The following is a 21,530-nucleotide window of genomic DNA, read 5'->3' as shown; positions in this document are numbered from 1 at the left end:
GCATCGCGTACACCGGACATCGGGTACGGACACACGATCACGCGGCCACACTTCCGGCCGACCCAGGCACCGCTTCCAGCGCCCCACAACCATGTTTCAAACACGTATCGGCCCCCACCCGCCAGAACCGCCGAGGGGCGCCGGCCGCCGAGGGCGGCGAGGGTGATGGCTAGAGGCCGGCCATACCGCCGGCCACCTCGCCGGCTACGCCGGTCCCGCACCGGCCACCCGGAACTTGGTCAAGGGTCGGCTCCGGTCCGCGGAGAAGCAGCCCCCTGGCTTCGAGTCGAACGACCCCGTCGTCTCGCGTGCCCGAAGGCCGACTACGCGGCCGAGGAGCGGACCTCTCTGCAGCAGGTCCCTGTCGACTGGTGGTAGTTCGCCAGGTTCATGGCGTTCGTGTGGACCTGACGGAGCACCTGCAAGACGTTCTCGCGGTGTGCGCCGGGTGTCTGCGTGACGATCATTTGCGGATCGTGTCTGCCGGCCACGTCGGGCTGAACCTCGGCCTCCTCGGCACACGCAGGGCAGCCACACTCGTCGATCGGGTCGATCACGACCGGATGACCACAGAAGTCGCACGGACGGATGCCCTCACCAGCCGGCCCCCGGACAGACACGTCATCTCACACGACAGCCACCCTGCCAGACCCACCCGACACCGCCCCAGCCACCTTGACCAGAGACATGGGGGCCTCAGTGGCGGTGCGTTCGCGTGCAACCGTTCGGACGTCCCACGAGTCACACACGGTGACCTATCCGTACGCCGCCCAGGGGGATCAACCCGTGAACCGCACCGCCACCACCATCGCCACGACCGCCGCCGCCCTGCTCGCCCTCACCGCGTGCACGGTCGACAACCCGCCCGCGACGCCCTCATACAAGGACGGCGCCGAGGCGTCCACGGCGACCGCGACCGCGTCCTTTGACACCCGCCCGGCCGGTATCCCGCCGAAGCCCGAGGGAGCCGAGCGCGAGGCCCTCCTCGGCGCACTGCGCACCATCAACCCCGCGCTCGCAGAGGACCCCGACAACGCCATCGACAACGCGCGCAATCAGTGCTCGGCGATCAACGGCGGCGGGGACAATGTCGACTCCCTCGCGCAGCAGAGGTTCAGCACCGGCAGCCACGAAGTAACCACCGTCGAGGCAAAGGCCATCAACGCGACGCTCGGCGCAACGTTCTGCAAGACCGCCTAACGGCCCGTCCTCGGCGAGGAGGTGAGCCGTGGCCGCCCAACCCATGACTGACGAAATGCGAAAGCAGGTCCGCGCACTCCACGCCGAGGGGCCCAGCCGTCACTTCATCGCCAGGAACTGGACCCCAGCGTCCGCTCCCTCCCGTCGGCCTCACCGGATCCGGGCTGCCCATCCGCGCCCCCGCTGCCACTCCCGAACTCCAGCGCCACGGCAACGGCCCTGGGCCGGCAGCCCAGCGGCTACCGTCGCGGCGCCCCACGCCTAACAAGCGGCCACGCACTGGCGGCCCTACACCCGGACAGCAGCCGGCGGACGGGCCCCGGCCGTCCGGGGCGACACGCGGCCCAGGCCCGGCGCGAACAGAGCACGCTGAGCACACAGCCCCGACAGCGAACTGCGGCCCGGGCCCGGCACAGGACCGAGCGTCAAGGACGAGGATGGGCTCTTGTGGTCGATCATCGACTGTCTTACGTTCGGCATCAGTTTCCTGGCGGCGGTGCGAAGCCGTCCTCCACTCCCGCGGGGAAGAACACCGGCCCGTCCGCCGACGGAACCTGCAGGGTCGCCTCCACCTTCAAAGACTCGGTCAGGGGCTCGTGCCCCCATCGCTGGTCCCGCAGATCGATGCGCGCCGGCTGCCGTCCCCCGAATACCCGCGCGATCGTGGTTTCGGCCGTGCCGTCAGTGCTGACGATGATATGCATGCCGAGCCGTGGCCCTTCCACCGCAACCTGTCCCAGCACCGTGACCACTTCCCGCGCCAGTGCCACCTTCTGGAAGTCGTCCACGACGACGACGAGGCGCCGCAGAACGTGTGGAATGCCGTACTCGTCCGCGTCCTGTGCGAGCGCCCCGAAGTCCGAGTCGTTGACGTTCCTCCCGAGCATGTTCCAGCGTTTCGCAACTTCCTGTCGAAGCTTCTCGCAGAACGAGAGGGCATGCGCCGGGTCGTCGCCGCGCAGGCGGAGGAACGAGGCACCCCGCACGACGTCCTCGAAGCGGGTGAGTCCGCTGCGTCCTTCGTAGTCAGCGCAAATCAGTTCGAGACCTGTCGGGTTCTGCCGCGTCAGCTGATCCAGCACGCGGCGCAGGACGCTCCTTCGGATTTCGGCCGGACGCCCGCAGAGCACGAGGTGGGGGCCCTGGCCGCCGCGATGTTCGCTCTCCAGGTCCAGCCCCACCGGATCCAGACCGGGATCAAACCCGAGGGAGACCCGCATCGGCGGGCTGCCCCCGGACCTCTGGAACTCGAGGAAGTCGAGGGCACGCTGCAGTCTGGCCGCAGACGGCCGGTGCGCCGGTTCCGTCCGCGTGCACGCCTCCAGAATCGCCACCCATTCGATGGAGAGCAAGCCGGCGGGCAGCGCCAACGTTTCGGAGAGATAGTCCCCCTGTCCCTCCCCCGTCGCCGCGTCCATGAGGATGACACCGAGCGCGTACACGTCGGACTCGCGGGTCGGTTCGACGCCGGGCGTGATCAGCTCCGGGGCACGGTGCCGAGGGCGGGGCCCGTACGCGTCCCAGTGCGGGCTCGTCCTGCCGTCCACGGAAGCGGTCATCCACCCGGTGATCTGCATCTGGCGCCCGGCCACCAGCACGCGACGGGGAGTGAGCGAGCCGTGGACCAGGCCGTTCTCGTGGGCGTTGGCCAGGCTCGCCGCGAGCTGGCGAGCTACCTCCAGCAGGCGCGCTCGGTGCAGGGGGCCCTCCTGTTCTAGGAGTTCATGCAGGTTGGGTGCCGGTTCCGAGGCATCGTCCAGCGCGCATGCGACGGCGATCCAGGGCCTGAGGCGGTGGGCGTCCCAGGCCAGGAGCCGCGGCGCGAAGAAACCGTTCAGCCGCTGTAGCGCCGTCACTTCGGTCGTCACGAGGTCGACGGCGTGCCGGGGTTGGCGCACTTCTGGTGTGCGGATGACGAGCACCCGGCCCTCGCCGTCGTGGGCCAGGAGCAGCCCGATGTCCGACCAGCCCCCCTCGTACTCGGCGAGCACCTCGTACGGCAGGCCGTTCACACCTTCGAAGCGGGTGTCGGCGACGGACAGCCGGCGCCATCCTGTCAGCTCCTCATCGAGAACGAAGCCGTCCGGGAGCTCCCGCAGCTCGGCATGCGGGCTGAGCGGTTCGGGTACGGATTCGGGTTCCGGCGGGGCCGGCGGTGCGATGCCGAGTCTGCGCCGAAGGGTCTCGTCGACCCAGCCGAAGGGCCTGCGGCTGCCCGACCCGACGCGCTCGGGACCCTCGGAGTGGGGAAGCCAGGCCGGGAATCCCGTCGACGCGTTCGGGAGTCCGCCGAGACGGGCCGTGACCTCCCGTGCCGTCCTGATCAGTGCGGAGGGCGGGACCGTGCCGAGCAGAACCGTGCGGATGTCCTCGGTGAAGTCGAAGGTCTTCTGGTGCGGGAGGTCGGCGGAGCCGTCGACGCCGTGCATGAGGCCGCCGAGGAAGACCTCCGCCAGGTGGGCCGTGTCGACGGACGGCTGCAGAGCGTGCTGGACGAGCCGCATCGCCGGGACGGGGAGCGGCGCCACGGCCGCCAGGTGTGCCGCGAGGCGGTACGCCTCCGAGGACGCCGAGGTCTTGAACCGCAGCACGGCGTCCTCGGCCGCGGCGGACCCGGCGGGCCGGGTGAACGCCCGTGCGCCGACGGCGGGGTCAGTCGTGTCCGGACCGGTCAGGAGCGGGAGCACCACGGTCTCTCCGTGGGAGCCGATGAGCTGGGCCCAGGTGCCGATGTCGCTCCCCTCCGCGGAGAGCACCGGGACTGGGACGCCGTCGTAGGGGGCCAGTTCCGGCGGCAGGACGGGGTCTTCGACGTGCCAGGAGCGGTTGGCCGCTCCCCGGCGGCGGGTCGTCACGCGCCAGGGCCGCGCGTCGATGCCCGAGCCCGCCCAGAGCCGTGGCGGGAGCGCGTGGAGGACGGCCACGGGTCCCGTCGACGCGGCGCGGTCGAGCTCCCGGTGCATCGTCCCGTCCCGCCAGGCCCGTCCGACGCCGTCGCTCACGACGAGGAGCAGGGTGTTGCCGGAGGGGTCGAGGACCGTGGACATCGGACGCGCCCGGCCGCGCCCGCCGTAGGGGCGGCCGGTCAGCCGGGGACCGCCGGGCGAGCGGCTGTCGAGGCCGTGGAGGCGTACGTCCCGGAAGGCGCCGCACCGCTCCATCAGGGCCCGGACCTCGCTCGCGAGCCGCTGCCACAGGAGCATCGAGACGCCGTCGTCGACGAGGACCGCCAGGTCGAGCCAGCGGGTCCGCACGGGGCGGAGCACGGCGTCGGGGAGGCCGGTCTCGGCCATGGCGGAGACTGTCGCGTCGACGTCGAGTTCGGTGCGCAACGCGTCGGGACGGAGCTGTCGCAGGGGGCGCAGGGCGCGCCCGATCAGGAGCTCCGTACCGTCGAGCGTCTTCATTCCCGGGGCGCGTACGGCCATCGCGGACCGGTCGGAGGAGGCGGCCTGACTCGGCTGCACGGGGGCTGCGTGCAGCCCCTCCTCCTGTGGGGTACGCGCGCCGTTGCCCACCGCCGTGGCGCCGAGGTCCGCCCCGTTCCGGCGGTCGTTCGGGGGCGGGTCCCGGTGCTCGTCCCCGCCCTGGAAGGGCGGCGCGGCGGCGGACCCGGCCGGGGTCGACGCCTCGGCGGCGGGTGCCGTGGGCCGGGCCAGCCGGGCCAGCGCCGTGGCCGCCGCCGGGGGCAACCGGGCCGCGAGCCACAGCGCGTCGCGGAGCTCCTCGGCGTCGAGGAGGTCGCCGTCGCCGGACAGGGCGTCGCGCACCCGGTGCAGCATGGGCCCGGTCACAGAGTGCGTGCGAGCCGGTGCAGGACGGCGTCCAGCAGCCCGTCCGCGTCGAGTTCGACGCCGCCACGCCGGAGGAACACGGCGTTGAGGAGCTGGTCTGTCGCGAGCTCACCGCGCGCCCTGCGGGCGAGGAAGGCACGCATCAGGTCGTCGATCTCGGGCGTGCCGTGGGATTCGGTGCCGTCCTTCGGATCGAGGTGGGCGGAGACGATGGCGCGCAGTCGGTCCTCGTCCGGTTCCGGGAGGTCGAGGCGGACGCAGCGGCGCAGGAAGGCCGGCGGGAAGTCCCGTTCGCCGTTGCTGGTGATGATGACGACGGGGAACTCGGAGCAGCGGACGCGGCCACGGACGATGTCGGTCCATTTGCCGGAGTCGGCAGTCATCACGCGTACCGAGGACTGTTCCTCGGGGAGCCGCGCGAGCTCGGGGATCTCGAACTCGCCTTCCTCGAAGACGTTCAGCAGATCGTTCGGCAGGTCGACGTCGCCCTTGTCGAGTTCGTCGACGAGGAGCACACGAGGCGACTCCGATGCCACCAGGGCGGTGCCGAGCGGGCCGAGCCGCACGTACGAGCCGATGCCCGGGTCCAGCGGCGTGGGGCCGTCACCACCGTGGGGTTCACGACTCATATTGGTCTCGCGGAGTCTGCCGATGGCGTCGTAGCGGTACAGCGCGTCCTGGAGTGTGGTGCGGCTGTTGACCGGCCAGTGCAGGACGGGACCGAGGGACAGCTCGTGGGCCACGGCGTACGCCAGGGACGACTTGCCTGTCCCGGGGTGTCCGGTGACGAGGAGCGGTCGGCGGAGCAGCAGTGCGGCGTTGACGACGTCCGCTTCCTGGGGGCCGATCAGATAGGGCCGGTTGCGGTGAGAGGTGTCCGTCTCCCCGTCCGCGTCGCCGCCGAACCGCCGCCAGGGCGGGGCCTCGGGGAAGGCGATGGTCCTGGCGCGGCCGTCGCCCTTGAACAGCCGCCAGTCGGCGTCCCGCCGCTCGTCGGCCGTGTCCTGCTGCCCGTGGGGTTCGTGGGCCGTCATCGGGTGTCCGTCCTTCTCCATGGTGCGGGGGTTCGGTGGGTGCGTCATGACGGGTCGGCCAGCCGCAGCGGTCCTGGCAGCGCCAGTTCGCCTTCCTCCCAGATGAGGGCAGGTCGCGCCACCCCGTCCGAGGCCGAAGCGGCGTACTGCGACATTCGGAACTCCTGAAGTCGTCGAGGGAGCTTGTCGAGGGGGCCGCTGGGGTCGAGGGGGTCCATCCGGGGCGCGTCCTTATGCGACTCGGCGTCTCGGTCCCACAGCACGACGGGCACTCCCATGGCCAGGCACACCGTGAGGAGCTGCGGTCGTCGCTCCGGCGGCCCGTGGAGGACGACCCGCGCGGTGTCGCGGTGGGGCTCGTCCAGGAGTTCGTGCAGGCTCGTGATGTCGTGGCACGACTCGTCGACGACAAGTGTCCCCTCGCCCCCGACCGCCCAGCGTCTGCGCATTTCGCTCGCCGCCGTAGGAACACGGCTGGTCAAGTCGGGGCAGCGCAGCGTGACCTGGTAGCGGCCGCCCAGCGGCTTGCCCGGTTCGGCGAGTTCGGGGAAGAGGTCCCCCAGTACGTTGCCCGTGTCCCACTCGTCGACGGGGATGTCCAGTCCGTCGGCTTTCACCACCACGTCGACGCGCGTCGGAGCACGGCCGCTCTCCGCCTCGCTGCCGTCCGCCGTCTGACGTATCAGCCGCCCGATCTCCCCCGACGCCAGAGGGCCTTCCGGGGTGGCCACCGCCGTGCGCGCGCCGCCTTTGTGGCCGAGCCAGATCTCGCACAGGAAGCGGTCCGGATCGACGTCTCCCGCCCGGTGGAGCCGCACGATGACCTGCGTGACGGGCGCGGGGACGCGGGCGGCCCATGCCTCGGCGTCCGCGCGGCGTTCCGCGAGCGCGGCGACGCTGATGCCCAGGCGTCCGGCGACACGTTCGCACCAGGCGCGCAGCCACCACCGTCGGTCCGGGTCGGCGACGGCGGCAGCCACGAACTCCGCAAGCCGGAGCAGCGCGGGGACGGGCAGCGATCCTGCCGTGGCGGCGCGACCGTCCGGGTACTCCTCCAGCGCCCGTACGACGGCGTCGACGTCCGTCTGAGCCAGGCGGGGAGAGCGCGTCAGGGCTTCCGGGAGTTCCAGGAGCCGCAGGGCCTCCTGCGCCGCGCGCGGAATCAGCTCCGGCTCGTCCACGGCGACCTTGAGCAGGGCGGTGTGCAGCTGCTCGTGTTCGGTGGTGGAGAGCAGCCTGACCGCGGGCTCGACGCGGCCGAGCGCCAACAGGCCGTTCAGCCTTGTGCGGTCGCCGCCGTGGCCGCCGACCACGGGAGTCAGCGACTCCGTCAGAGTGGCGAGTGCTCGTTCCTCCGTGAGCAACAGCGTGGCCAGCTCGTCCAGCGTGGGCGCCGAATGCTCGCCACCCGAGGGCGCCTCCAGACCGAGGCCGGCGGCGAGGTGCCTGCAGTGGTCGGCACGGCGCGCCGTGTCGTCCAGCAGGGCCCGCAGCAGCGGGACCAGCTGGCGTACGGAGTCCTCGGCCGGCCCCGTACAGGCGAGGTGATCCGGCGTGACGACCTCACATCCGGCGAGGATGTCGTGGGCGCCCGCGCGGGTCAGGCGCTCCCGCACCGTCTGCCAGGGCAAGGCCCAGCTGCGCCGGACGGTCTCCTGTGCCCGCAAAGGGTCCTGGCCGGGCATCACCTGGGCGATGACGAGTCCGGCGACGGTGCGGTCGGACTTCACCCGCAGGGGGCCGCCGCTGTAGCCGGGTCCGATGGCGGCGCCGGTCAGGGAGCCGTCGAGGTAGCAGCCGGGGCCGTCCCGGAAGCCGGCCACGGTGTCGGCGTAGGTGATGCCGACACCGCCGCCGTGCCAGGCGCGGAGCTCCAACCCCTCGGTCATGTCCCGCCACACCACGGGGGTGGCCCACTCGGGAGCCGTCTCCTCCAGCTCGAGCACCGCCAGATCGCCGTCCCACACGACATCGCCCGACCGTGGCTCGGGCGCCACCCAGACCGACAGCCGGGCCAAGCCGTACCGAGAGGTCTTGCCGGAGCCGTGGAAAGCGATTCTCAGAGACTTCTCGCCGGTGGGGCGTTCGGCGCAGAGCAGGTCCCGCCCCACCGCGTCGTTGACGACGTGTGCGCAGGTCAGCAGGTGGTTCGGCGAGAGGAGCGCGGCGGCTCCGGCCGCCTTGCTGTCGCCTTCGCGAAGCAGCGCGGCGTGGGAGACCGGCGCTGCCGGCCGACTGAACCAGCCCATCGGCTACGCCGCGGAGGTGTCGCCGGTGCCCTGGTTCTGCCAGGTGGCGCTGACAGTCATGGTCGCCTGGCCGTTGGCGCCGACGATTCCGAGCTTGAGGTCCTGGCCGATCTGGATGCCGAACTCGACCGTCAACTCCTGAGGCGGGTGCGCGGTGGCGGTGACCGCTGTGTGGACCTCTTCGAGCAGCGGGCCGAGCGGCCGCAGGGCGGACTGGAGCACGTCCTGGGCGAGCACGGCGGCCCGTCGCCCGCGGGCGACCGGAATGACTGCGCCGAAGCCTTCCGGCAGGTCGGCGGCGTCTTCGGAGGGGGCGGCCGTCGCGAGTGCGGGGGCCGGCTCTCCGACGCCGGCGAGTTCCACGCGGATCGCGGCGCCGGCGAGTTCGAGTTCGAGGTGGTCGGGCATGCGCCACATTCTGCACGAGCGGCGCGCCCGTGCCGAACTTCCCCCGGAGTCCGTCCACAGTCCGTCAGAACGAGGGCCTGCGTTGTGGTGTAACCGGGTCGCCCGGCTGTCGGCCGCGGAGGAAGATCGGCGGCAACGGAACCTCCATAAGTTCCCAGGACCGTGCCGTCCTGATGCTCCGTGGCGGGAAGGGCTGCAGGCGGAGTGCAGGCAGCGGAGTACCGGGAGTACGAAGGACGTGCAGCCTCTCGCTGGTCCCGGGCGACCACTGCGCACCGGCTTGGCGAGAGCGTCGCCCAGATCAGCTTCGTGACCGGCGAGGGCGGTGGTAACCGTGAGGACGACGTCGCCCCGGTGAGAGATCAGGAGCGGCCTCCGGCAAGGAGGACCCGCCCGCTACCAGGACCGAGGGAGCAGGGGAGGCCGACCGGCCATGGGCTCTAACGTGCTCTGCGGCGAAACGGCGCATGCTCGCGGTGTCCTTCGAGCGGGGCGGCATCTGACATCCGGCGGTGCTGCAGGTGACGGACATGGTGTGGTCGGCGAGGCCGGTGACACGGACCGTCCAGGTCCGTCCAGGCACACGTGATCCGGGCATCAGGTCAAGGTGGGTACCGTCGTCGTGCTGGTACTGGGTGCCGATCCTGTCGACCCGTGAAGGAGCTGGCGCCTGCGCCGTATCGTGGCGGGCAGCCCGCCGACGGCGCGGGGCCCTCTGAGTCAGAGCGCGCGCAGGACGGCGACTACCTTGCCGAGAACAGTGGCAACTTCGCAGGGGAGCCGTCGGTACGCCGTGTTGTGAGGCATCGGCGGTCAGACCTGGCCGTTCTCGCGGCGCAGGCGCTTGACCGTGGCTTCGCCGTCCAGCATGGTCGCGACGATGTCTCCTAGACCAATGGCGCCCTGACCGGACGGTGACGATGTCGCCGTCGCCGTCGCGGATGACAGCGTCACATCATGCTGTCGCCACACTATCGTCGGAGTGGGCCCGCGATTGCCGCCAGCGCGGCAAGGTGGCGCCGGTAGGCATCTGCTCCGTCCTCGGTCAGACGCAGCCAGGTCCGCGGCCGACGTCCGACCTGCCCCTTCTCGACTGTCACCCAGCCCGCTTGCTCCAGGCGCGAGACCTGTTTCGACAAGGCGGAATCGGTGATCTCCACGAGATCCCGCACGTAGGCGAACTCGGCCTTCTCCACAGCAGCGAGAGCCGCGACAATCGACAGACGCACAGCCGACGCCAGAAGAGGAGCGAGGTCGTGTCGCGGATGAGAGCCCTGCCCCGCGCCGACCGAGGCTTCCGACATCATGCGGTGCGCGCTTCCCGCCAGGCCGCCGCGGAAGCCGGCAGTGCGCATACGAAAGCAGCCACGGCGGCGAAGGCGACACTGCTCGCGAAGACCGTGAAGCCGAGCACGAGGGCCGGAACGTAGGCCGCCGTCCAAGCACCAATCACTTTGAGGTGCAGGCCGCCGTAACCACGCGGAGTCACCGGCTGACGTATGGCGAACAGAGACAACCCCACCACCACGAGGGCATTTGCAAGTGCGCTGACCAGCGCACCCGTCGGTCCGCGCCACAGCAGCACAGCAGGAACGAGGACCAGCTGCCAGACGGCGAACAGCCACAGGTAGCCCACATACCAGCGGCTTCGCACCCGCACGGTCGCCTCGATCCGCGCCGTCCCCTTCAATGCGGCGGCTGCATCAGCCTGTTCCCACATGGCACGCCCCTCCCATCACCGCCGAAGCAGGTTCTTTTCGCTCCGGCATCTACTTTCCATAGTAGCAACTACTTGCCGACGAGCACTGGTTCATAGGTTCGATGAGTTGTTCAACAGCCACAGCCACAAGGTGGGTTGGGGCGCTGGCGTGCAGCAACGCACTCACGTACTCGAGGGCCTGCGCTGGAGACAGCATCGGCAGCCTCCGGCGGAGGATGCGCACCGCTCGCATGCGCGCGCTTACGGCGGCAGCTGCGCGTGTTTCATGGTGAGGATCGTCCGCGGGATCAATCGTCCGCAGGGGTGTGTCGCTGCAGTAAGGGCAGAGCCCGGCTCACCAGCAGCTGACAGGTCGGATCTCCGGCTGAGGCAGCTGCCACCGGCTTGCCCGGGGGCGCCGCGACTCGCTGCGCCGCAGCTACGTATCGCTGAGGTCAGGCTCGCGGTCTCGGCACCACGGCGAACAGCGTGCGCGTGTCCGTCTGCGACGCAAGCCCGTCGATGGCGCACCACATCCCCTCTCGAAGGCCCAGCCACGCCTGCACTCAGCCTTCATTAGTCAATGTCAAACCACCAGTTAGTACTTCACCCGTAGATCGTGATCTCGGTGGTGAAGGGGCACCGAGGCGGCAGGTGGCCAGCGTGGACTACTCGCCCGAGACCGCCCACGCCGTCGCGGGCGTCGGCTTCTTCTTCGTCTACCCGAGTTCACCGAGATGGAGGGTGTCCCTTATCTCGCTGAGCTTCGCGGAGGTTGCCGGGGTTCGCTCCTGCGCTTGTTCGGCGAGTTGGAGAGCTTCGTCAATCTCGCTGAGCTTCGCGGAGGACAGGACGGCTTGCCGCTCTATCAGGTCGTCCGGGGACACAGTGGTCAGCCACGTGCACGGGGTGAAGCCGGGACGCGGGAACGCGAGCCGCAGCACCCCTTCGAACGGCAGCCCTTCACCGGCGCCCACCATCACTTCGATGCCCAGACCGCTGATGTCCACGCTTGCCGGAGCGACGACCTGCATCACCCGGATCCCGGAGGTGTCCTCTCCCGACAGCAGTACGACCAGCCTCCGCTCGTCGAACTGAACCCACCAGACTTCGCCACGTTGCACAAGTCCTCCAGATACAGGACGGCAGGCAGACGCTGCGCGACCCTGATGCGCCGTGGAGCCGGGAGCGGCAACCATTGATCATCGGTGTGTGAAGACAAACGATCGTACGGTGGCCGCAGGTCACAGCGTAGACCCTGCCCGCTGGCAGGAAGCGTTCGCGGGCCTGATGAGCCGGATAGCGGCCGCCGCCTTCCAAATCGCCGAAGCCGGTTGCCAGAGAGCACCTTGCGGTCGGCCGGGCTGGCTGACTGCGCCCTGTTGCCGCGCCGGGCAGGTGCGTCAGGCCCCCGCACTCGCCCCACATACACAGCCACCACCCACCCACCCCAGTGCGGCCAGAGCCAGCCCGGCATCCGCCACGGTGACCGCTTTCGATGCTCACACGCGTGAGACAGGAGTGACCGGACATGACACGACACGCACTGAGGCGGCGAATGTCCGCCCTTGCGACGTGCTGAGTCTTGGCGTCGCGCTGCCGTTTGCCGTAAGAGCCTCACCCGCTTACGCCGTGGTGGAGTTGGACATCACGAAGACCCACGAAGGAGACTTCGCCCGAGGCGGGCAAGGGGTCTACACCATCACCGTGACCAACAGCGGCAACGAAGATGCGCTGAACGTCGAGGTCAGGGACGTCCTCCCGGAAGGGCTGACGCTGAGCGGCGTCGAGTGGACCGACTAGGCATTCGGCTGTTTCACCGAGCCCGGCGCGATCAATTGCGAGAACGAACTCGCTCTGCAACCCGGGGTGACCTACACGGGCACGGTGACCGTCGACGTCGCGTCCAACGCTCCCTGCACGGTCATCAACACGGCCACCGTTTCCGGCAGCGGAAGTCCCTCCAGCGCGGCAAGTGACTCCACGACCATCACCGGCGGCGACTGCGACGGGGGTGACGGATCGATCCTGACCATCAACCTCAGCGGCGTCCTCCCGTTCTTCAACAACATCACAACCAACAACAACATCAACAGCCCAACACCAGCAATGCCAGCCAGCAGACCCTCGGAATCAACGCTCTCTGAGGACAAGGCAGTCGGGCGACATGCGGCAGAGAACGCACTTGCGCCCCACTCCCTGCCGGAAAGGGGTGGGGCACTGCTTCCTGGTCAGTCCACGGCAGTCGGCCGGCCGGGGCACCCGGATCCTCGCCATCACCTCGGGTAATGCCGGGGCGTTACCAGCCTGACGGGGGGACGAAGGCCAGAGGACGGCATCAGCTGTCGGCCGCCAGGCGGATCTTCGTGGTCTGCACGCCACGAGATCGCCCGTGCGCATGGTGGCCCGGCTCATCGGTGGTGTCGCCGGTTTCGGAGGCATGGGCAGATCACTGATGAGAGGCACGAGTGCCCTGGGGCAGTCTCTTCGTAACGTGGATGCCGACACGCTGGTGCCGCAGGTGAGGCCCGGGACGGGCGAGCGCGGGAGCAAAGCGCATGTCGGGCGAGGCTGACATCGACGTCTCTCCGGGCCTGGATGTCGGGAAGGGTGATCACCATGCCACCGCCGTGAACCGGGCAGGGAAGATGGTGTTCGACGAGCAGCTCCGGTCCGCCCTAAGGGCGTTGAAAGCGGCCTGGCCGGAGGGATAGTCCCGTCGAGAACGACGACGGGGAGCAGGCTTCGTCGCCAGACAGACCGCGATGCCCATCACGTTTGTTCAGAACGGCGGTGTGTCGTGCCAGGGGCCGGGTGACGGTGGGGGCGGCTTGGGCCGGTTCTGCTGGAGGACGGCTACGGCTTGCTCCACGCGACCGAGGCCGATGAGGTACCCAGCCAGATCGCGGCTGTTGGCCGGCGAGTGAGGTTCGAGTGTGGCCACGGCCTCCTCGAGACGTCCGGCGCCGGCCAGCAGCCTGGCAACGTGCGACACCGTGTGACATGTGTTGCCTTCGGGGTGAGCCATGGCCTCCTCGACCGCTTCGTCAACGCGGTCGCAGGCGGCCATCAGCGGGAGCCGAATCCAGAAGAGTTCCCACTCCTCCTGGCCACGACGTGCCTTCAGAGCGTCGAGGTAGGCCAGGGCGTCCTGGTGGCGCCCCTGGTCGGCATAGAGGGTGCAGAGGACGTGGACGATCCAGTCCTCGGCACCGCCAGGAGCGTCGGCAAGTGTCCGCATCACGTCGACCGCCTCCTCGCCCCGGCCGTGGCGCGCCAGAAGCCGGGCGAGATCCACTGCCACGTTTCCCGGGCAGATGGAGACGTCACCGACCTGCCGGTACACGGCGATCGCGCCCTCCACGTCGCCGCGTTCCTCCAGCAGTTCCGCCAGACGCCGAGCGGCGTTCCCGAACAGCTCCGTTGCCGCGTAGGCGTGCAGTTCCTCGGTGCGGCCTTGCCGGGCCAGCAGGTCGGCCAGCTGATCCTGGTTGTTGAGCGAGTTGTTGGTCCGGGTGCGAAGCAGGTCGATGGCGTCGTCGACGTGGCCCTGGCGTTCGAGGATCGTGGCGAGCAGTCCGATCACCATGTCGGGGTCGAGGCCACGGCAGCACCACGGGTCGTCGCACCGATGCCCGTCCGGGATCAGGGCGGCGAGCAGCGCTGCCGCTTCGTCGTTCCGGGCGATGCTGTCCGCGACGTCGGCCAGAGCAGCGGCGATGGACCAGTCCTGAACGTGTGGCCGCAGCAGGCAGAATGCCTCGTCGCCCCGGCCGTGACGGGCGAGCAGCCGTGCGTGGAATTCCAGGGCCTGCGGGTGCCCGGCCTCCATGCGCGATCGGGACAGCGCAATCGCCTCGTCGGCGCGCCCCCGGCTCTCCAGCAGTTCCGCCGTGGTCCGGACAGCCGTCCACCATCCCGTGGCGACGTAGGGGGCGAGCACCTCCAGCGCCTGCTCCTCGCGGCCCTGGCCTGCCAACAGCCGCGCCCTCTCCTGCGCGCAGAACCACTCCCCACGACCGGCCCACCACTCCACCTCCTCGGCATGGCCGAGCTCGAGAAGCCGGGAGACCAGATCCGGCGGGATACAGCCGGACTGCGTCCGGACCCGATAGTCAAGATCACCAATGTCCACGACGACGTACCGTAGCCCTGCCCCCTGACAGCGCTGCGCTGGAGCACGCCTACGGCCCAGCGCAGGACACTCCGATTCGCCTGGCCCAGCTACTGGACGAGGACCCTGAGATTCAAGCGGGAGCGCTGGGCATGCTGGACATGTCCGTGCTCCACCAGGAGTCCTTGTAAGGCTCTGATCGACCCGGCCACCATCGACTCCTGGTTCCTCGAACCGACCAGGGCCCGACCCCTGGGCCGGACACCCGCTTCCCCACATCGAAGGCCGTCTACGCCACACCCTTCTGGCCACGGCCATCGACCGCACCAGCGACTTCGAAGAACTCCCACCGGCCGCCCTGGTTCATACCGTTCTGCAGGAACCTCACTGTCCCCGATGACTGGGGCCCCCTTCTCGCGCTGCATTTCCTTCCGGATACGGCCGGGGAACCCAGCTCACGCCTGCGCAGCGCCGCTACCTGAGCGCCTCGTCGACCACGATCCGTGCTGGCGCCACACCCACCTCATCACCTCGTGGTTCGACGATGTCGGCCTCCCTCCGGCCCGCAACGCCATCAGAGGCTTCGTGACCAGTCCGTGGCTCCTCCGGTCAGTTTCTGACTGATCCGGCCTCCTGTCTGACCGTTCCGGCCGGTGCCGTCGGCAATGACGGCCCGACGGATTTCAATCGGCTTGTCGCGGGTGTCGCGTCGACGGGCGAACTGTGGAGGGTGTGGGAGATGACCGAGTTCGTGGCGGTTGAGGGAGGACGGATCGCCTGCGACGTAGCCGGCGAGGGCCCGCTGGTGGTGCTCTCGCACGGCATGGGGACATGGCGCCAGGACTTCCGGCACCTGATGCCCGTTCTGGTCGCCGCGGGGTACCAGGTGGTGAACGCGGACATGCGGGGACACGGCGAGTCCAGCCTCGAGTGGCCGTCGGTGACGGGGAAGCAGGCCATCAGCCGCACCGATGTCGCCGGTGATCTGCTGGGGGTCATCAGGCACTTCGGCGCTCCCGCCACGATCGTCGGGCACTCCATGTCCGGCGGTGCTGCCACCATCGCCGCGGCTCTGGCTCCCGACCTGGTGACCGCGATCGTGGAGATCAATCCGTTCACGAGGGTCCCGAAGCTGGATGTGGGCGCGCTGTTCACTGTCCGGCGCTATCGTCGCGGCGTCCTGCGGTTGATGGGGACCCAGGTACTCAAGTCCCCTGCGGTGTGGCGTAGTTACCTTGACGTCGCCTATCCCGGCAAGCCCGACGACTACAGTCGGCAGATCGAGGAGCTGATGGCGGCGTTGCGGCGGGCCGGGCGGTGGGAGGAGTTCATGAAGACCGCCAGAACCACTCCGGCCGATGCCGAGGCGCAGCTGGCGAAGGTGAGGTGCCCCGCCCTGGTCGTCATGGGCGCGGAGGACCCGGACTTCCCGGACCCTGTGGACGAGGGCGAGGCGATCGTCGCGGCCTTGCCCCCGGGTCGAGGACAGCTCGCCGTCGTGGACGGCGCCGGGCACTACCCGCATGCGCAGTCCAGCGGCCAGGTCGCGGAACTGCTCATCGACTTCCTCCGGGAGCACGCGCAGAAGAGAAGCGGCGCGTCGGCTGCCGGTGAGGGCGGCGCGAGGGGTGACGAGGGCTCCTGATCACGGCGATGATGGGGACGTGCCCCCACTTCGCACCGTTGTACTCGTCGTGTACGACGGCATCCAGCTGACCGAGCTCGCCGGTCCCATGGACGTCTTCAACGCCGCGAACACCGAGGTCGGGGGCGCGGTCTACAGGGTCGTGACGGCATCGACGCGGGTCGGTGCCGTCAGCGTCCACGGCGGGCTGAGGATCCACGTCGAGCACTCGCTCCAGGACGTCATCCACGGCGAGGCTGACATCGACACGATGATCGTGATCGGCGGCTTGGGGGTCTTCGACGCCGCTGTGTCCAGTGAAGTCGTCCGTCAACTCCCTGCACTCGCCGGGCGTTCACGGCGGGTGGCCGCGGTCTGCGCCGGCTCGATACTGCTGGCGGCGGCCGGACTGCTCGACGGCTACCGCGCCACGACGCACTGGGGCTCGGCCCAGCTCCTCGCCGAACGCTTCCCACAGGTGCGCGTCGAACCGGACCGCATCTACGTGCACGATCGAGATCGGTGGACCTCCGCGGGCGTCACTGCCAGCGTGGACCTCGCACTGGCTCTCGTCGAGAACGACCACGGTGTCGAGCTGGCGCAGTCGATCGCCCGCGGGTTCGTCGTCTTTACCCGTAGGCCCGGCGGCCAGACGCAGTTCAGCGCCCAGCTGCGCGCGCAGAACGCGCGCACCCCAGCCGTCCGGGCCGTTCAGGACTGGCTGCCCGACCATCTCGACCGAGACCTCAGCGTGGCGGCGCTGGCCGGCCGGGCGGGAATGAGCGAGCGCAACTTCGCCCGCGCCTTCCGTGCCGAGACCGGCAGCACCCCGGCCGAACTTGTCGAACGACTCCGCATCGAAGCTGCCTGCCGCCTGCTCGAAACGACCGGCCTGACCGTCGGCGCCATCGCCAGAACGGTCGGCTACAAACACGGCGAGACCCTCCACCGCGTCTTCTCCCGCCGCCTGGCCACCACCCCGGACCGCTACCGCCAACATTTCTCGACGTCCAGCCAAGCGGACCGCCCACAGCCAACCGGCCTGATCGACACGACTCCCCCTCACTGACACCCTCCCGCCGCGAGTCCCCCAGTGGCGGTGTCGTGGGAGCAGGGGCAGTAGATGTGTGCGATGGATGCGGCCGCCAAAGAGGCTGGCGTCGCTCGGTTCCTCTGCGAACGTCTGCAGATGGAGCAGGCACGACGCGGCAGGCGGCGCCTGGCCCGCCTTCACGGATTCCAGGCGGAGATGGCACGTCTTCCTCAGGTCCCCCCAGAGCGCCGACAACGGCGGACTCACGTACAGCGAGTCACACCCCGAGTGAGCCACAACCGCTCCCAGCACATCCCAGGCATCTCAGCGCAGCACCATCACAGGCCGCCTTCAGTTCGCGCACGTGTACAGGGCGCAGCACAGCCCACGCATACAGGGCGGTTTCAAAGTCTTTTGATCTTGGATCGGTGCTGGTCAGTTGATACCGAGGAGGTCCAGTGGACGGCGGAACGGCTCGTAGGACATCTCGTGGAGGGCGGCGGCGATGTTCATGTGGCCGGCTGCTCGCAGGAGGTTGATGGCGAAGCTGCGCAGGGTGGCCATGTTCTCCGGGCCGTGCTCGGTTCGGATTTTGGAGGCGTCCTCGGCGAAGGTGGTGTCGCGGACGATGTGCAGCCGGTTCTCGATGGTCCACTGCGAGCGGGCGATCGTCGCGAGGCGTTCGGGGGATGGCTGTCGGCTGGTCAGGTCTGTGATGACGTAGACGGTCTCGCGGGTGCGCTTGCCGGTCTGGCTGTTGGTGCGATGCCGGGTGATCTTCGCGACCTGGGCAGCGTGCGGAAAGTCCGTGCTGAGGCTGGTGGCGGTCAGGGCTTGCACTACCGGGTCTCCAGCCGGCCGTGGCCTTCGGTGCGGTCGTAGAACTTCGCACTCGCCTTCGTCCAGGGCGGGGCGCGCAGCTGGTGGTGCAGGCCCTTCTGGTTGCCCTTGACGGTGAAGGCATAGTGCGCCTTCTTGTTCTCAACGAGGAAACGGGCGTGGTCGCGCTGGGTGTGTAGGGCGTCGGCGGTGACGACCACGCCGGTCAGGTCGTAGGGGGCCAACAGGGCGGCGAAGCAGGTGATTTCGTTCGTCTTGGCCGGTACTCGCAGCTGGGTGACGGTCATCCCGGCGCCGGTGATCGCCGCGAGCAGATGTGCGGCCAGAGTGTCGCCATGGCGCGAACCGCGGGCGCTCTTGCCGTCCACCGCCAGGGTGTCCGCCCCGGCCGGGGTCACATCCCAGCAGGTCGGCCAGGCCGCCGGGGCAGACCTGGTTGATGATCCGGCGGATCGTCGTCGTACTCGGCGCGAGACGGACGCCGAATGCCGAAACGGTGCGGGCGCTGAGTCGGGCGAGGCGGCTTGTGGGGCAGTTCGCGCCCACTGCCCGATCGCCGCGAAGGACCGGGCACCGGCCACCACGGCCGAGCAGGCCACCAGCAGCACGCTCACGAACGGGTGACGCTTCCCCCTCCGGCATCGCGGATCCACCAGCGTCCCAAGCCGAGTCGGCAAGCCGACGAGTCCGCGGTGCTGACGTGAAGGCGACTTGATCAGACAGACACTGGCAGACTGACGGCACATCGAAGCTCCGGCTGGGCAGGGCGACTTGGGAAGGTCGCTCCTTCGGCTGGAGCTTCGTTGCGTGCGTGGCGGGTCACCGATACACCGTCGTACTTATGGTGTCCCGCCGCGTGGCGTGGGCCGTGAGCATCTCTGCGGGGGTCCGGTACAGCACACACTGGCGTAGCGGCCCTTCAGGCACGCTCGGATCCTCGAAGTCGTCGGCCGGGTCCCGGGTCATGCCGATCCGGCGCATCACCGCCTGGGAACGAAGGTTGTTGACGGTCGTCGAAGCAACCACCTCCGGCAGCCCGAGGTCGAAGGCGAAGGCAAGGCATGTCAGGGCGGCCTCGGTGGCGTAACCGTGACCCCACACCGAACGCATCAACCGCCATCCGATATCCACCCCCGCGAAGGGCATGTCCTCGTCCACCTCGTCCAAGCCGACGCGGCCGATGAACTCACCGGTCTCCCTTGCTTCCAGTGCCCACCACCCAAATCCTCGGTCGTCGAACTCGGCCTGCATGACTGCCACCGTGGCATCGCTTTGCTCCCGCGTCAGCAGTTCTCCCAGGTGTTTTCGGACTTCGGAATCGGCGTTCATCGCCGCCCATGGCTCAAGGTCGGACTCCCGCCACCGGCGGAGCAGGAGACGATCGGTGCGCAGTTCAGGCATGCCCCACAGCTAACGCGATCAGGATCCGGGTGGCGATCGCTTATATCGAGCCGTGCGGTCCCAGCCAACTCCAGACCCGCTGCGTAGATACTCATGGCCTACCACCCAACGGGACGCCATCGTCGTACTGCCGTGACCTGCGCAGATTCATGAGCACCAGGACTTTGAAACTGTCCTGCCCACGCATCGCATCGCATCGACATCGACGACGGGCACCGAGCGACTGGACGTCGCCATCGCCGCGGTTCTGGGGGTCGATTCGGAACAGCTGGAGAAGATCCGGAAGGCCAAGGCGTGTGGGCGTGGCTGCTCGTATGCCGGATCGTCTGGAACCGGATCCGCTGGCCCACAGCCGCTGTGGCCGTCCCTTCGGTACACCACTTCGTGCACGACGTCGTACGCGGCTGAGTGCGTTCGTCGGTACGCGGTTGTGTGCACCAGGGCGCAGGCGGCTGGGCACGTTCGCCGGTGCGTCGTACGCCGTCGGCTTGATCAGGACGGCATGGCAGACCCCGGCCGGCGGCAGCGCCAGGGCGCCGCCGACGGCGATCTACTGGTGGCGTCGGCGAGCGGCGTCCCTCAGATGATGCGGAGTTCCTGCATCCGAGAGGCCCGCCGTCCGGGAAGAATCTGATGACAGGCTGCGGCATGGAAATCACCCAGGTTGGGAGCGTTTCTGAAGCAGCCTGGGCCATGTCGCATCCCGCTGGGCCTTGACGGTTCTCGGGGGGGGCCGTGAAGGGCGGCGCCAGTGCTCCAAGCCGTGCCACCGTCAGCGCAACCCTTCGGAGGCACAGCAGCTCCAACGCTTCACAGCCCGTGGCTGCACGGAGGATCGATCCCCGCGCACGTCGCACGTCCAATCACGGCTGTGGCCGCGCAAGCCGGTGGCCCTCGCAGGTCGCCCTCCGTGGGCTCGTGAACGGGTGTGACACGCCACGAGCACGCTCGGAAATTTGGGAGAGCACCATGTCCGCATCCGCACACCACCTGCCGCCGGGCGAAACCCCGCCCGCTGAAGGGTCTACTGCAGAAGCTCACCAGGAACGCCCGGACGGAGGCCTCTGGGAACACCCCAAGATCTTGCTCACCGCCATCGTTGTGGGCGCCTTGATGGTGGCAGCGTTCTTCATCGCTCGTATCGCCGGTTTGTGAGTGGTCACGTAGCCAAGCACCGGTCGATCCCGTCGTACCGATCTCCAGCGGAATCGTGACGGGTCGGAGCGTCGTGAAGAGCAAGACCGGTTCAGTAGAGCGGTGACACGTCCCCGTACCCGGCAGGAGACCAAGACTCCCGCTGGTTTGACAGCGCCAGAAGCGGCAAGCCGAAGCGTAGGCGCGCTCAGCAAGCAGTCCCGAACAGCCAGCCAGGAGTCCCCGTCCAGGAAGGCAGTCATGTCGACCCTGACCACAGTTCTCATCATCGTGGCGCTGGTCGCGGTGGTAATGGTGTCCGGTGTCCTGATCCGGGCCCGCACGGGCACGGGCAGCGGCACGCGCTCCCTGAAGCGCAGTTTCGGCCCCGAATACGATCGCAGCCTCGAACGGCACGGCGGCGACGTCGAAGCCGCCCACCGCGACCTGCGTGATCGGGTGGAGCGATACGGCCGCATCCGCCCGCTGCCGCTCGAACCGGCGGTCCGCGAGCAGTACACCGCTCAGTGGACCACGCTCCAGGAGCGCTTCGTCGACGCGCCGAAGCAGGCCGTCGCCGACGCCGAACAGCTCCTCACCCGGGTCGCCGCGACCCGGGGCTTCCCGGACGCCGACCGGCGCGACGAACAGCTCGCGGCCCTGTCGGTACATCATCCGCACCACGTGGAGGGCCTGCGGACGATCCAGCGGGCGACGCGTTCCGGGTCCGCCTCCACGGAGGAGCTGCGCGAGGCGCTGGTGCAGGCGCGCGCCCTGTTCGAGGACCTGGCCGTCGCCGGGCCCACGGCGAGCGCCGACGGCCGGCGGCACCCGGCGCCGGTGCGGGATCGCGGGCCTCTCCTCAAGCCGAAGGGAAGTGGTGCCTGATGGCACGCGAGAAGCAGGAACGGTGGGCAGTGGGCAGCGAGGGCGGAGACGCGGACGCGCGGAGCGAAGCCGCACCCCCTCCGCCCCCGAAGCCCCCGCCGCCCCTGAGGTC

19 protein-coding genes and 1 pseudogene are annotated in these 21,530 nt (G+C 69.3%); 6 read left to right on the top strand and 14 right to left on the bottom strand.

Annotated elements, in window-relative coordinates; translation table 11 throughout:
- Nucleotides 1–323 precede the first annotated feature (323 nt).
- Nucleotides 324–467, bottom strand: coding sequence for a hypothetical protein (locus IF00_RS45845; protein WP_158710554.1), 144 nt, complete (start codon nucleotides 465–467; stop codon nucleotides 324–326).
- 319 nt (nucleotides 468–786) lie between these two features.
- Between IF00_RS45845 and IF00_RS0134840 the strand changes: the two genes are divergently transcribed.
- The gene (locus tag IF00_RS0134840) at nucleotides 787–1,200 is read left to right on the top strand and encodes a hypothetical protein (protein ID WP_030325127.1); all 414 of its coding nucleotides are present in this window, start codon (nucleotides 787–789) and stop codon (nucleotides 1,198–1,200) included.
- Nucleotides 1,201–1,679: 479 nt separating this feature from the next.
- Here IF00_RS0134840 and IF00_RS0134835 read toward each other — a convergent pair whose 3' ends face one another.
- The 8 genes and pseudogenes from IF00_RS0134835 to IF00_RS0134800 form a co-directional block, all read right to left on the bottom strand.
- Complete coding sequence (locus tag IF00_RS0134835) at nucleotides 1,680–4,970, bottom strand: SAV_2336 N-terminal domain-related protein (RefSeq protein WP_158710553.1); 3,291 nt, start codon at nucleotides 4,968–4,970, stop codon at nucleotides 1,680–1,682.
- Between the two features lie 20 nt (nucleotides 4,971–4,990).
- Nucleotides 4,991–6,028: an AAA family ATPase gene (locus IF00_RS0134830; protein ID WP_030325123.1), complete on the bottom strand. Its 1,038-nt coding sequence runs from the start codon at nucleotides 6,026–6,028 to the stop codon at nucleotides 4,991–4,993.
- Nucleotides 6,029–6,072: 44 nt separating this feature from the next.
- Nucleotides 6,073–8,277 carry a VMAP-C domain-containing protein gene (locus tag IF00_RS0134825; protein WP_030325121.1) on the bottom strand — a complete coding sequence of 735 codons (2,205 nt, stop codon included), beginning with the start codon at nucleotides 8,275–8,277 and terminating at the stop codon, nucleotides 6,073–6,075.
- A 3-nt stretch (nucleotides 8,278–8,280) separates the two neighbouring features.
- Nucleotides 8,281–8,685 carry a CU044_2847 family protein gene (locus IF00_RS0134820; RefSeq protein WP_037639785.1) on the bottom strand — a complete coding sequence of 135 codons (405 nt, stop codon included), beginning with the start codon at nucleotides 8,683–8,685 and terminating at the stop codon, nucleotides 8,281–8,283.
- Nucleotides 8,686–9,405: 720 nt separating this feature from the next.
- Nucleotides 9,406–9,616, bottom strand: a pseudogene (locus IF00_RS47265) (LexA family protein); the annotation flags it as partial.
- A gap of 40 nt (nucleotides 9,617–9,656) precedes the next feature.
- Nucleotides 9,657–9,992, bottom strand: coding sequence for a winged helix-turn-helix domain-containing protein (locus IF00_RS0134815; RefSeq protein ID WP_030325117.1), 336 nt, complete (start codon nucleotides 9,990–9,992; stop codon nucleotides 9,657–9,659).
- Nucleotides 9,989–10,405, bottom strand: a complete 417-nt coding sequence (locus IF00_RS0134810) for a hypothetical protein (RefSeq protein ID WP_030325115.1) — start codon at nucleotides 10,403–10,405, stop codon at nucleotides 9,989–9,991. Before IF00_RS0134810 ends, IF00_RS0134815 begins: the two co-directional genes overlap by 4 nt.
- A 698-nt stretch (nucleotides 10,406–11,103) precedes the next feature.
- Complete coding sequence (locus tag IF00_RS0134800) at nucleotides 11,104–11,508, bottom strand: mRNA interferase PemK (protein WP_030325113.1); 405 nt, start codon at nucleotides 11,506–11,508, stop codon at nucleotides 11,104–11,106.
- A 397-nt stretch (nucleotides 11,509–11,905) separates the two neighbouring features.
- Between IF00_RS0134800 and IF00_RS46550 the strand changes: the two genes are divergently transcribed.
- The gene (locus IF00_RS46550) at nucleotides 11,906–12,187 is read left to right on the top strand and encodes a DUF11 domain-containing protein (protein ID WP_158710551.1); all 282 of its coding nucleotides are present in this window, start codon (nucleotides 11,906–11,908) and stop codon (nucleotides 12,185–12,187) included.
- A gap of 71 nt (nucleotides 12,188–12,258) precedes the next feature.
- Here IF00_RS46550 and IF00_RS0134790 read toward each other — a convergent pair whose 3' ends face one another.
- Together IF00_RS0134790 and IF00_RS0134780 are read right to left on the bottom strand one after the other, a co-directional pair.
- Nucleotides 12,259–12,537, bottom strand: coding sequence for a hypothetical protein (locus tag IF00_RS0134790; RefSeq protein ID WP_158710550.1), 279 nt, complete (start codon nucleotides 12,535–12,537; stop codon nucleotides 12,259–12,261).
- Between the two features lie 629 nt (nucleotides 12,538–13,166).
- A complete protein-coding gene (locus tag IF00_RS0134780) occupies nucleotides 13,167–14,519 on the bottom strand; it encodes a tetratricopeptide repeat protein (RefSeq protein WP_030325109.1) in 1,353 nt (450 codons plus the stop codon).
- Nucleotides 14,520–15,237: 718 nt separating this feature from the next.
- On the opposite strand from IF00_RS0134780, the gene IF00_RS0134775 reads away from it, so the two are divergent.
- A complete protein-coding gene (locus IF00_RS0134775; protein WP_051820771.1) occupies nucleotides 15,238–16,143 on the top strand; it encodes an alpha/beta fold hydrolase in 906 nt (301 codons plus the stop codon).
- A gap of 19 nt (nucleotides 16,144–16,162) precedes the next feature.
- Complete coding sequence (locus tag IF00_RS0134770; protein WP_051820770.1) at nucleotides 16,163–17,191, top strand: GlxA family transcriptional regulator; 1,029 nt, start codon at nucleotides 16,163–16,165, stop codon at nucleotides 17,189–17,191.
- Between the two features lie 399 nt (nucleotides 17,192–17,590).
- Here IF00_RS0134770 and IF00_RS47735 read toward each other — a convergent pair whose 3' ends face one another.
- The 3 genes from IF00_RS47735 to IF00_RS0134760 all read right to left on the bottom strand — a co-directional run bounded on the left by IF00_RS47735 (nucleotide 17,591) and on the right by IF00_RS0134760 (nucleotide 19,396).
- Nucleotides 17,591–17,995 (bottom strand): ISAs1 family transposase, encoded by a 405-nt coding sequence (locus IF00_RS47735; RefSeq protein ID WP_209439832.1) that lies wholly within the window; start codon nucleotides 17,993–17,995, stop codon nucleotides 17,591–17,593.
- On the bottom strand, nucleotides 17,995–18,741 hold the full coding sequence (locus tag IF00_RS47730; RefSeq protein ID WP_280922636.1) for an ISAs1 family transposase: 747 nt from the start codon (nucleotides 18,739–18,741) through the stop codon (nucleotides 17,995–17,997). Before IF00_RS47730 ends, IF00_RS47735 begins: the two co-directional genes overlap by 1 nt.
- A 73-nt stretch (nucleotides 18,742–18,814) precedes the next feature.
- Nucleotides 18,815–19,396: a GNAT family N-acetyltransferase gene (locus tag IF00_RS0134760; RefSeq protein WP_078944969.1), complete on the bottom strand. Its 582-nt coding sequence runs from the start codon at nucleotides 19,394–19,396 to the stop codon at nucleotides 18,815–18,817.
- A 969-nt stretch (nucleotides 19,397–20,365) separates the two neighbouring features.
- Between IF00_RS0134760 and IF00_RS44260 the strand changes: the two genes are divergently transcribed.
- Nucleotides 20,366–20,551 carry a DUF6480 family protein gene (locus IF00_RS44260; protein WP_078944968.1) on the top strand — a complete coding sequence of 62 codons (186 nt, stop codon included), beginning with the start codon at nucleotides 20,366–20,368 and terminating at the stop codon, nucleotides 20,549–20,551.
- 240 nt (nucleotides 20,552–20,791) lie between these two features.
- The gene (locus tag IF00_RS0134755; protein WP_030325102.1) at nucleotides 20,792–21,418 is read left to right on the top strand and encodes a hypothetical protein; all 627 of its coding nucleotides are present in this window, start codon (nucleotides 20,792–20,794) and stop codon (nucleotides 21,416–21,418) included.
- Nucleotides 21,419–21,530 lie beyond the last annotated feature (112 nt).

This window comes from Streptomyces flavochromogenes, assembly GCF_000717595.1.
GTDB classification, from domain to species: domain Bacteria; phylum Actinomycetota; class Actinomycetes; order Streptomycetales; family Streptomycetaceae; genus Streptomyces; species Streptomyces flavochromogenes.
This window is presented reverse-complemented; position numbering and strand designations above follow the sequence as displayed.